This is a genomic window from Arsukibacterium sp. (assembly GCF_041616895.1).
GTDB lineage: Bacteria > Pseudomonadota > Gammaproteobacteria > Enterobacterales > Alteromonadaceae > Alishewanella.
In genome coordinates this window covers 1-11,165 of record NZ_JBFJPY010000101.1, presented here as the reverse complement: position 1 = coordinate 11,165, position 11,165 = coordinate 1, and the positions used below count along the sequence as shown (strand labels likewise).

General features: G+C 44.7%; 5 protein-coding genes and 1 pseudogene. 4 read left to right on the top strand and 2 right to left on the bottom strand.

The genetic code is table 11. From position 1 onward, the window contains the following. A pseudogene (locus tag ABY802_RS14065) lies at positions 1-768 on the bottom strand (aminopeptidase); the annotation flags it as partial. Positions 769-931: 163 nt separating this feature from the next. On the opposite strand from ABY802_RS14065, the gene ABY802_RS14060 reads away from it, so the two are divergent. Then, complete coding sequence (locus tag ABY802_RS14060) at positions 932-2,176, top strand: DUF2254 domain-containing protein (protein ID WP_372627757.1); 1,245 nt, start codon at positions 932-934, stop codon at positions 2,174-2,176. Here ABY802_RS14060 and ABY802_RS14055 read toward each other — a convergent pair. Then, a complete protein-coding gene (locus tag ABY802_RS14055; protein ID WP_372627756.1) occupies positions 2,173-2,754 on the bottom strand; it encodes a TetR/AcrR family transcriptional regulator in 582 nt (193 codons plus the stop codon). The genes ABY802_RS14060 and ABY802_RS14055 overlap by 4 nt on opposite strands. Before the next feature lie 167 nt (positions 2,755-2,921). Here ABY802_RS14055 and ABY802_RS14050 point away from each other — a divergent pair, with 167 nt between their 5' ends. Genes ABY802_RS14050 through ABY802_RS14040 form a run of 3 tightly spaced genes read left to right on the top strand, consistent with a single transcriptional unit; the run spans position 2,922 to position 10,811 of the window. Next, entirely contained in the window at positions 2,922-3,278 is a 357-nt protein-coding gene (locus tag ABY802_RS14050; RefSeq protein WP_372627755.1) for a hypothetical protein, read from the top strand. 28 nt (positions 3,279-3,306) lie between these two features. Next, a complete protein-coding gene (locus ABY802_RS14045; RefSeq protein ID WP_372627754.1) occupies positions 3,307-10,311 on the top strand; it encodes an FG-GAP-like repeat-containing protein in 7,005 nt (2,334 codons plus the stop codon). Beyond that, positions 10,308-10,811 (top strand): hypothetical protein, encoded by a 504-nt coding sequence (locus ABY802_RS14040; RefSeq protein ID WP_372627753.1) that lies wholly within the window; start codon positions 10,308-10,310, stop codon positions 10,809-10,811. Before ABY802_RS14045 ends, ABY802_RS14040 begins: the two co-directional genes overlap by 4 nt. Positions 10,812-11,165 lie beyond the last annotated feature (354 nt).

Genomic DNA, 11,165 nt, shown 5'->3' with positions numbered 1-11,165 from the left:
AGTAGCGTCAATCATCGCCTGAGTGCTGGCAAACTCGCTTGCAGCAGCATTAAGAATGTAAGATTCTGCATAAACGCCGGTTTGTTCGCTCATCGCTTGAAATTGTAAATCACCGGCGGCGATAGCAATTAAGTACGCCGGAATAGGCTTTGGCATAGAAAACTGATAATCCCCATCGCGCGCGGCGGTAGGATCATTCGGCGCACTCATTACAACCAGCACATTATCCGGGCTTTGAATACGCGCGCTGTAAGCCATGCGCACCGCTGGGGTATCCTGAATTGGGATCCAGCTGCGGGCATGAATGGCCTGGTTCTGGCTGAACATAAAGGGCGTCGTTTTACCTGCCGTCTGGGCCGGCGTTAACCACTGCAGGCCAGAGGCCTCTGGGGTAGAATTATAGTGAATACGTAACGTTTGCATCTGGAAACCCGCATTGATACTGAGTTTACTGCCGAGCACGGCATCACGCTTGGCCAGGGTAAACGCCACTTGCTGCCAGCTGCCATCGCGGGCCTTGGCATAGGCGCGGTCAATGACTAAATCGCGGGTATCCAGATAAACCACAGTCTGGTTCTTATCCAGCCAGTTAAGCTGTAAATCGGCGAAGCCGCTTAAGGTTTTTTTCTCAAAATCTACGCTTAGGTCAAGATGTAAATGGCTTACCGTGACTTGCTGGTAATTGGCATAGGTGTAATGGTCAGTGGCGCTGCTGGCAGTAAAGCTAACCAGCATTAAAGCGCAACAAATAACAAGACGGTGCAACATAATTTATCCTTAAATAGCGTTAATCTCACTAGTGTAATACTAAAGCGGGAGTGGGCATAGTGTGGCACAGTGCAGCGTACTGCCGGGCAATATGCCGGTTAAAGCTTGTCAGCAGCTAAACCTTTGGCTATGTTGAACACAATTAAAAATACAAGGCCACGTTATGCTATCAAAATGGGGGTGGAAGTTACTGCAGCTTAGCCGCAAGCTTTGGGTACGCACTTCACTGTTTACCGTATTAGCCTTACTTACGGCTGGCCTGGCCTTTTTGTTTGATGGTTTTATCCCACCAAGCCTGGCGGGAGCGATTGGCAGCGAGTCGGTAGAAAAAATCCTGACCATAGTTGCCACCAGTATGTTAACTGTCACGACTTTTTCTTTGAGTATTATGGTTGCGGCGTTTAATGCCGCATCTACCGGTGTGTCGCCCAGGGCCACCCGCTTACTGATGGATGATAGTACTACCCAAAATGCCTTGGCGACCTTTATTGGCTCTTTCCTGTTTAGTATCGTTAGCATTGTCATGCTAAGTACTGATGTCTATAGCGACAGCGGCCGGGTGGTACTGTTTATCATCACTATCACGGTAATTATGCTGATTGTTATCACTATCCTGATTTGGATAGAACACCTGTCTGGTCTTGGTCGGGTTGGTGAAACCGCTAATCGGGTTGAAACTGAAGCATTTAATGCGATAAAACGCTGCGAGCAGCATCCCTCGCTGGATGCCAACAAATTAGCGTCGTTGGATGATATTCCCAGTGAGGCCAGTGCGCTGTGTACTACTGAAATTGGCTATATTGAGCATATTGATGTCAGTGCTCTGCAGCAGTGGGCAACTAAGTATAACGCCAAAATATATATCAGTAGCCTGCCAGGAGCTTTTGTCCATAAAGATCGCCCCTTGATGTGGATAAGCGGCTCTAATCTTGAAGAGAAGCAGCCGTTGCTTAACGCAGTCAGTATCAGTGATTATCGAAGTTTCGATCAAGACCCACGCTTTGGTCTGATGGTATTGGCTGAAATTGCCTCTAAGGCATTATCGCCAGGTATTAACGATCCGGGTACTGCCATTGAAATTATTGGCCGGGGTTTGCGGGTACTCAGCAACTGGCCAACCCAAAGTTGCCAGAAAGACGTTAAATATGACAAAGTCTGGGCACCAGCAGTAAAACTTGACGAGCTGTTTAATGATTTTTTCAATGCCATTGCCCGCGATGGTGCCGGCAATATTGAAATCAACATTCGGTTGCAAAAAACCTTTTTGGCACTTGCCGACTATGGACCGGAGTTTAAACGTTGTGCCAGAGAGCACTCAGCAGCAGCGCTAGCCAGAGCCGAGCTTGCCATAATTTATCCGCCAGATATTGCTTTGCTGAAAAAACTAAACAAGCAGCTGGACGATTAGCGGCACAAACCCAGTTTATTTAAAGTGGCAACGGCGATTTTCAGCCGGCTGTGGCTGACCGTTTGTGCCGGCGAGGTATCAGCTAACCAGCCAATAAATATTGACACAAATAAGCCACTGAGCGCCAGTTCCTGGCTAATCCGGCTGGCGCCAGAGGCTTGTAAACCCGCCAATTCCCGCAGCCACTGCACCGTGCGGCTTATTCGCAATAATGCTGCACCCTGCAAATGCACATGCCCCGGCTCAAGTTTGTAATACAGCATTTGCCGGGTAACTTGCTGATACGGCGCTAAAGCATTTAACCAACTGCGAATGGCCAGCTCCAGTTTTTCAGCTTTAGTGTTTGCGCCAGCGAGTTCAGTGCTCAGCATGGCCTCATCAGCCCGGTCAAACCAGGCATCTGTCAGTTCATCTTTTTGGTTAACTAGCTGCGCCAGCTCTGCCACGCTGACCTTTAAGCTGTTAGCCAGTTCAGTGAGCTGTAAATGCCCCCAACCACTGTGCTCTGCCATAACAAGCGCCTGGTCCAAAATATGCTGAATAGTCAGAGGTGAAGTGGTTACCGCGTTATTTGGCATAGCCTGCACCTATGTTGCCGCTGAAGAATTTAATTATAGCGCAAGCGTTTAAGCTGACAGGAGTGCAATAGTTTTGTTAATTAAGCTCTTGACATATATTTACAAAATAAATTGAACTTTTGAAGTTTATGTGTATTATTTTCGTTTTAAAATTCTAGGATGTTAACATGAAGAACAATTTAGGCTTTTTTTGTTTCGCAGCTGCGCTTTGTTGTTTTAGCAAATTTGCTTACTCAAACTGTGAGGGGCTGCAATGTGAAGGTGTAACAAATACTTTTGTAAAGTCATTAAAAACGACAGATTCGGATATATTTTTAACGTTTCCCGCTGGTGTTAACGCATCTTTAAGTTGCGAATTGCAAAATGGTGTCTACGCCAATTTAAACACCAAATCCCGCAATTTTAGTAGCACACACTCCATACTACTAACTGCTATTGCGTCAAATGCACCACTTGTAGTGGAATTTGACCCTGTAAGCGCCTTTTGCGAAGTTTCCTCTGTAGAAATCTTAGTCAGCGAATAACATTTTAATTATAAAAAGGTGGTTGCACGTGAAAGGGATTTTGAAAATTGCCTTGGTCATGTTTTTTTCTTTTTCTGTTTGCGCGTTTGCAGCCGGAAGTGATGTTTGGGTTGATTCTGAGGGTAACTACTATTATGCGTCGCCAACTAAGCATGTCATTGTTGCTGAAGAGCTTGCTCCGGCTGTAGCGCTATTCAACGAATTTCCCTATATAAAAATCACAGCCGTCGGGGATGACTTCTTTGCAGAGTCAATATCTAAAACTGACTTTGAGAGGCTACGCCCTTTTTTACAGTCTGGCGGTAAACGATTTCAGGGTGACTTCAATGGTGATGGTCAGCCTGATATTTTGATCCAAACAAGTATTGGCCAAGATATGTTGGTCAGTAAAACAGGAAAAAATAGATACTCTGTTAAATTATTCCAGGTTGGTTACCAACTGGAAAGTGGCCTAAAAGAGGGCGAAGTTGAGTTACGTGATTTTAACTACGATGGTAGCACCGACATTGTAAAGAATGACGGTACTGTAATGTATGCTCAAGAGATGGGCTTTTCTGCACAGTACGAACAAGGTGATTATGTTGGTAGTCTGGCTGGCGAACATAATGTTACGCCGAGCGGTGAGTTTACCTACAGTATGCCCATTACCACTGCACCGGCAACGGGTAATTTTTCCCCGAATATTGCTTTAAGTTATAGTTCTGGCGGGCCGAATGGCCATATGGGACGGGGATGGTCAATTTCAGGTTTGAGATTAATAACTCGTTGTGAACAGAATCTGGAGCTAAATGGCACGATACGAAAAGTTGACTTCAGTAATAACGACCGTTTTTGTTTAGATGGACAACAGCTGATCGCCAAAAACGGTGCCACTTATGGCGGCAATGATGTTGAGTATCGAACAGTACAAAACAATTTTGAAAAAATTATTTCTAAAACTGCAAGTGGGGTCGCGGGGCCTGCAAGTTTTGAAGTAACTGATACCAGCGGTAATGTTTTTTATTTTGGTCGGGTTGGCAGCGTTAATGATGCCTTGATCCTAACTGGCAGCAATGAAGCTTATGCCTGGGCACTAAAACGCGTTCAGGATGTTTCCGGTAACTACTATACCTACCACTATAATAAAATAAGTAATAGTCTCGAGTTTTACTTAACATCTATTAAATACAGTGGTAACGGCAGTCTAGCACCACTGAATGAAATCATTTTTTCCTATGATGATTCTAGGCCAGATAAAGAAATATCATATTTGCTTGGTAATGAAATAACGCTGTCTAAACGATTGACCACAATTATTTCAAAGGTTAATGGGACGACTCTGCGAACCTATAATCTCGCATATTATTTTTCAGGTAGTGTTTTGTTTAGCGTGCAGGCATGCGCTACGGATTACTATGGTGCTAATAAATGCTTAACACCGACTAAATTTGACTGGAATAGCGGATACGCGACAGGTGAGTATGGTGGCGGGTTCTCACGCACTAGCCGATATAAAGGCCACCAGATGTGGGACTACAACGGCGATGGATTGCTGGATATCGCTTATGTAAGGAACGATAGGGGCAATTCGTTTGACCATTTATTTCTTATTCAAAATACTGGGTCCAGTCTAATTGAAAAGCAGCGCTTTAATGATATAGCAGGAGAAAACTTTCGAAAGACTTGGAAGATCGTTGATTTAGATAAAGACGGTAAAGACGAAATTATTTATCGCGGCAATAACGGCAGCTGGTACCAGATAAAACATAACGGTAGTAGTTTTACTAGTGCAAGTTTGAATATTACTGCCGCAAGCCAAAATGCATATTCAAATGTAGTAGATATGGACGGTGATGGCTTAGCAGAGCTTCTGCAGACGGTAAACCTTAATACGGGAAATAATGTTTTAGCAGTGCAACGCGGCACAAAAACTGGCTTTTCCAGCACAACAGAAGTGGTGCAAGTAAATCTTAATAGTCCTGGCCCTGATTATACTGTAAGCCTTGTGCCGTATGACCGTGAAGATAACACCATGCCGGCAACGGATTTTAATGGCGATGGTAGGTCAGACTTTATTGTTCAGGTACGTCAAAACTATACTGACCCAAATCCCGGTCCGGTACCCTGTATACCAGGCCAAATCTGTTATGAGCCTCTTTCATCCGGTGATCAGCAAAGTAAAACTCTGATAAATGATGCATCTGAAAGTGGAAAGTTGCAGGTTTTAGCAGAGTCAGATGTAGTGCCGGTAAACCATTATGTGGAACACCCTGTTGTTGATGAAAAACCTTCCTTGCAACTACAGACCGTCAGTCCCGCTACTACAACAAGTACGGTTTACTGGAAGATACTGATATCTAATAGTCATACCAGTTTGTCGGAGTATGCAACTATTGGCCAGGTCGCATACTATGACAAAGTCATTCCGGTCGATATGAATGGCGATGGTTTAGCTGATATTGCTTATCGAAAATCGGGCAACAAAGAATGGTTTATCAGAATTAATAATGGTGCAGGATTTAATGCGCCAATTTCGACAGGTGTTTTTAATGAGGACACGCTGAAATTTTATGGTACTGAAAAACTAAGTGTCGTTTATAAAGACCATGTGCAATTCTGCTACAAATCTTTCAATGGCACTAGTTTTGTTCATGGTGCCTGTTTTGGCTATGACGGCATAGATCGGGAGTACTGGAGCACCAACTTTTTAGATATGAACGGTGATGGCACACCCGATATGCTGGATTTCCATGGTCGCTATCATCTAAAGTTTTTGTCAGGAAATAACGCCAGGCATATCACCAAAGTAATCAATGGTTTTGGAGAGGAAATAATTGTTGGTTACTCTAACCTGAACGATCCTTCAGTCCATGATAGAAAAACCGATGGTGCCAGTAAAAACTGGGGTAATGGTTATCTGGTGAGGGACCTGAAAGGTGCGTTGCCTGTTGTAAAAACAGTTAAAACAGGCACTGATGCGCTAACTTACCACTATACCGGCGGTAAAATGCAGGTTGGCCGTGGCATGCTGGGTTTTGAAAAAGTGCAGATAACCAGTTTTGCGGCCGCTACACGCAGTACTACTACTTACCGGCAGGACGGTGACTACCGCGGCAGTGTGGCAGAAACGCAAATTGAAGTACAAATAGGCCAGTATTCACCACCCACTAATCCGTGTGACGAAGATCCCTTTCTATGTGAGCCCCCACCTTGTTACGACGGCAGAATTTGCGAACAGCCAAGGATGATTCAAAGCTTCAGCACTGCTTCTACCCCAATTTGGCGCTTGCAAAGCAGAAGCACTGCTAGCTACAGCTTAAAGTCTGATACCAGTTTCAGTACTAACAGCAATAAAACACAGGCACGTTTTGTTTACCCAACTACCTCTACTACCTGGCGCTATGACACGGATCAGAGTAGTTCGGTAATACTAACGACACAAACGCAGAGTATCAGCAGTATCGACAGTTTTGCTCAACCTTTAATCCAGGTAGAAACTGTTGCTGACGCTTATACAACGGCAAAAACCACCACCACTAATACCTATATTTATAACAACAGCAGTCGTTATGGCGGTCGATTAGACCAGACTGTCGTGAAAAAGGAGCGAACCAACAGGGTAGCGGGTAGTACTTATGTGCAGCCGGTGATTACCCTTACCAATACCTTTGGTTATGACGGATTAGGGCGGCTTACCAGCCAGACATCTGACAGTGGCATTGTCACTAGCTACATATTAAACCAGTTCGGCCTAATAACTAACGAAACAGTATCTGCCTCTGGTTTAGCCAGCCGCACAGTATCCCGCGGCTACGATGCTAATGGCCGCTACCTGTTATCTGAAACCAATGCGTTAGGCCAGACCACCAGCTATGACTACAACATTAAAGGCTTACTGAACTATACCCAGTATGCCAATGGCCAGAGAGTATATGTTGACTACAATAGTCTGGGTCGGCTGGTTATGGAGAAAACTACTCCAGCTAATAACACCAGTAAGACGGGAGCCGCGGTACTAACAAAAACAAAAACGCAATATTGGTGTTTTTCTGTCGGAGAATTTTGTCCAGAAACTGCTTCATATTATGAACAAGAGACCGCAACTGGCCAAGCGTCTCAAATTAACAGTTATGATAGTTTAGGCAGGATAGTCAGAACCGCGAAAAGAGGTTTTACCAACAATTGGATTGTTACTGATACCGAATATGACGGTAAAGGCCGCAAAATTCGGGAAACACTACCGTACTTTTCGGATGCATCCAGTGCTGCAGCGACAGAGTATACCTTTGATATGCAAGGGCGGGTTAGCACAGTTGTAAAACCCGATAATTCTGAGTGGTTAACAGATTATGCGGGTTTCGCTGTTATCAGCACTGCACCCAATGGCAAAACCCAAACTGAAATAAAAAACAGCCTGGGTGATTTAGTCTCAGTAACAGATGCAGATAATAAAAGTGCCTGGTATCAATATGATGCTAATGGCAAAAGCACCGAGCTAGTTGGCCCCAACAATAACAAAATTATTGTTAGTTATGATAAATGGGGCAACAAGAAGAACGTAACCGACCCCGATGCCGGTATTACCAACTACACCTACAATAACTTTCATGAGCTGGTTACCCAATCTGACGCCAATGGCAATGTCATTACGTACACCTATGATTTATTGGGCCGGCAGAAAACCATGCTGCGCAAAAAAGCGGGTGGCGTGGTAGAGCACAATGTAGAAACCGTTTACGACACAGGTGCATATGCTGTTGGTCAGGTTAGCTCCGTTGAAGATAAGCAAACCGGTTATAAAACGAATTATTACTATGATACCTTTGCCCGTGTTCGCCAACAAAGTACCCGCTTTGACGACGGCACTGTGTACAACCAGCATTGGGCATATGACAGCCTTGGCCGTATGCAAACTGAAACTGACGCTACTGGCGGTGGTTTGGTTTATAACTACAACGCCAATCATTGGCTAAGCAGCATTGATGACAAAGATTTAAAAAATACCTCTGGTACTGCCCGCCGCCATTGGCAAGCCAATGCTATTGACGCCTTTGGTAATGTCACCCAGGACCAGCTGGGCGCCTTAATCAGCCGTAACCATACCTTTGATCAAACTACCGGGCTAATTAAAACCATTAACGCAACTGGCCCTGCCACGTTGCAAAACTGGCAATATGACTGGGATAACCTGGGTAATCTGAACTATCGGCACGACTATATAACCGGCAACCGGGAAACCTTCACTTATGATGGCTTAAACCGGGTGAAAACCAGCCGGATCACCAGCCCAAAGGGCAGTACCAATACCGATATTAATTATAATGCGCTGGGCAATATCACCTCAAAAACCGGGGTGGGTACTTACTATTATGAAAGCAGCCGCCCGCACGCGGTAACCCGGGTTACCGGTACCAGAGCGAACACCTATCAGTATGACGCTAATGGTAATATGACCCGCGATAACGAGCGAACGCTTACCTACAACAGCTTTAACAAACCGACCTTAATTACCAAAGGCAGCTATCAGGTAGCGTTTCACTATAATCCTGCCGGTGACAGATACAAACGACTGGAGTCTGGTGGTCCTCAGGCGCAGTGGATCCCTATTATTGTCGGCGATATCACGACGTTTATTCCGTTTCACACCGAAACCCGTTATGTAGGTAATGTAGAGTTTGTGCGCTCGGGTGGCAGCGAGTGGATCCAGCGGCGGTATGTCGGCGATAAAGCCGTAGTGAGCCGCCTGGCCTCACAAAGTGCCAACCAGGCCGTGGTGCGGTATTTACTGACTGATCATTTGGGTTCTACCCATGTTATAGCTAAAGATAATGGCACTGTTGAACAAACCATGAGTTTTGATGTGTTCGGTGCGCGCCGTGATACTGAGAGCTGGGCGCGTAAACACGAAGAAGCCAGCACTGGCCTGTTAACCAGTAGTATTACCATGCGCGGCTTTACCGGCCACGAGCAGATAGACGAAGTGGGTTTAGTGCATATGGGCGGGCGGGTATACGACCCCATATTAGGGCGCTTTTTACAAGCCGACCCTTTTGTGCAGCAGCCGAATAATATCCAGAACTTTAACCGCTATAGTTATGTACTGAATAACCCGTTAAATGCGACCGATCCCTCGGGCTATTTCTTCCAAATGCTGGTGGTATGGGCAGCAAATTATGTGGCAGCCGCGACATTAACTGGTGGAGCCCTTGCTGCATTTAATGCGGTAATGACCGCGTATACCTTCTACGGCTATGCCCAAATGGCAAAAGGAGCCATGCAAGCAATAGAGGGCGGCGGCACCGCCATGGCCAACTTTGCCGGGGGCATGGCAAAGGGGTTTGCTAAAGGACAGATATTTAGCTGTGTAATGGGTACGGGAGGGTGCCTGTTTACAGGCAATGGCACTGCTGGCAATGGGCAGCCAGCGGCAGATAGCCCAAATGCGTCCAAGGCATTAGTTGATCAGCAAGGTAGTTCCAGTACGGATGGGCATGCACCAGCTGAGGCGGTAGGAGGACATAACCAGACATCTTCGTTGGTTGACTCAGATGGCTGGAAGTATGCAGGTGGGGCGGATGGTGGTAACAACCACGGGCGTTATGTCACTGTCGGAAAACCACTACCACAAAAAAGCTTGATTCTAAGCTTTGCTGCTGGATTAGCAGACAACTATTCATGGGGATTCTCAGAAGATTTTACGTCTGCATACGGGAATGTGGATAAAAGCACCGGGTTATATAAGTTTGGCGCACTTATTGGGATTAGAGGCGCAGGAAAAGCTTTAACACGAAATGCAACGAATGAAGTACGAAAAAGAACATTTAATCAGGCGCGGGACTTAGTTAAAAAGAAACGTGGGCCAGAAGGAATTTCCCGCATTGATAGACCCGAGCAAAGTGTTATAGGTTCTCAGTGGGAGGCGCATGTGGGTGGCAAAGGTAGTCCAGCTTTGAAGCAAGATGGAACGTGGAAGCATGTTAAGTCTGGACAGAATCCACCTAAATTACCTAGAAAAACTTTGGAATGGCTCCGAGAAAGTGGATGGAATATATGAGTGCTATTAATTATTTATCGAAATTAGATGAAGTTTTATTTGAAGAAGAGCTAACAGATTTTTCTTGGATTGAAAACTTAACCGAGTACCAGAGCTATGCGGTTTTTAACTCTAAGGAGGCTCGTTCGTTTTTTAAATCAGTACCTAAGAGTTTATTATTAGAGGTTTTTTTATATGGAGTTATTAAGATAATAGATAGTGCAAGAGATTATGTGGCTTCAAATAGCAGCTGTCATGGTTTTCTTGTGGGTTTCAATTTTGATAGTTCAACTTTGCAATCTAAGATTGTTATAGATCCTAAAGCTGGCGATAGTTTAAAAAGTAATTTCAGATTGCAACGGCATGGTTTTAAAATCCTTTCAGATATTGATTCTTACTTAATGAAAGTTGGGCGAGATGATATCGTTTTTGGTATTTTTATTTCAGGCTCGCTTAATCAAGTATGGATAGGTTATATCAATGACGGCAAAGTGGGAGGTATTACAAAGTATTTAAGTTAGTAACTAATGTAATCATATTCATTTATTCTTAACGAGAAATCATCGTGGTTGAAGTGGTTTGTTTGAAAAAGAATAATAAGATGGAGTGTGTTAATTGCCAGAGTTGAGTATAAATATTAAATTTGTAAGTGCTTTTATTATTACCGTAATGGCTTGTTTCCCTGTTCAGAATCAATGGGGTCAGGAATCAATGGGAATCAATGGGGTCAGAGTCTGAGGTATCCCCACAAAATTATCAGCTAAAACAAAAAGATGAATTCAGAAGGAACATTCATGGCGTTCGGTGATCAGATCTATCGCCAAACAAACCTATCAAGGGCACGCCATGAATGTTCTGCAAATGCTAACCCGTTT

Bases quoted from the DNA above. Each gene is read 5' to 3' on its own strand.
- ABY802_RS14040 (WP_372627753.1), top strand. From the start codon at position 10,308: ATGAGTGCTATTAATTATTTATCGAAATTAGATGAAGTTTTATTTGAA.
- ABY802_RS14060 (WP_372627757.1), top strand. From the start codon at position 932: ATGCTATCAAAATGGGGGTGGAAGTTACTGCAGCTTAGCCGCAAGCTT.
- ABY802_RS14050 (WP_372627755.1), top strand. From the start codon at position 2,922: ATGAAGAACAATTTAGGCTTTTTTTGTTTCGCAGCTGCGCTTTGTTGT.
- ABY802_RS14055 (WP_372627756.1), bottom strand. From the start codon at position 2,754: ATGCCAAATAACGCGGTAACCACTTCACCTCTGACTATTCAGCATATT.